2 protein-coding genes are annotated in these 528 nt (G+C 56.6%); both read right to left on the bottom strand.

Translation table 11 applies throughout. From position 1 onward, the window contains the following. Positions 1-38 precede the first annotated feature (38 nt). Entirely contained in the window at positions 39-368 is a 330-nt protein-coding gene (locus tag HEN33_RS25425) for a phage tail protein (RefSeq protein WP_000847401.1), read from the bottom strand. Beyond that, on the bottom strand, positions 365-528 hold a 164-nt coding region (locus tag HEN33_RS25420), incomplete at its 5' end, for a phage tail tape measure protein (RefSeq protein ID WP_143356296.1). The genes HEN33_RS25420 and HEN33_RS25425, both read right to left, overlap by 4 nt.

Here is a 528-nt window from a genome sequence, read left to right as displayed (position 1 = left end):
GGTGCATTCATTCAGTGTTTCCTGCCGGATATCCTGCATCAGTTCACCACCTGTTTAAACTCTGCGCTGAACTCAACACGCAGCATACTGACCTGCGACGACCATTTTGCGCAGGTCACCTTTATCTGCCTGTAACCATAAGGCGGCGTCCACAGAAAGGCCTTCCAGCCCCCGTGCTCAGCCAGAAACGACTCCAGCGCCGTGGCCTCCTCACGGGAGACAGACAGCGTCACGCTGTACGTTTTCAGGTCAGCGTTCAGCCCGGCAGGCGCACGCTGGGAATAGCCATCACCAAAGCGCACCTCCCTGACGGAAGGAGCCGATGTCACATCCATCCCGGGTTTCACTTTCCAGCGGAAGGTTTTCATCGTCCACCTCCGGAGAACAGACCACCATCGCGCATCTGAGCCTGAATTTCATCACGGGCACCCTTGCGGGCCATGTCATACACAGCCTTCAGCGCCTGTGGTCCAATCTGCCCGTTCGTGCCGTCGTTGTTAATCACCACATGGTTATTCTGCTCAAACG

It is taken from the genome of Escherichia sp. 94.0001, from assembly GCF_013369155.2.
GTDB classification, from domain to species: Bacteria; Pseudomonadota; Gammaproteobacteria; order Enterobacterales; family Enterobacteriaceae; genus Escherichia; species Escherichia coli_F.
Note: the sequence above shows the minus strand (reverse complement) of the source record. Positions and strands in the feature narration are given on the sequence as shown.

Excerpts from the sequence above, each read along its gene's own strand:
- HEN33_RS25425 (WP_000847401.1), bottom strand. The coding sequence starts at position 368 with ATGAAAACCTTCCGCTGGAAAGTGAAACCCGGGATGGATGTGACATCG.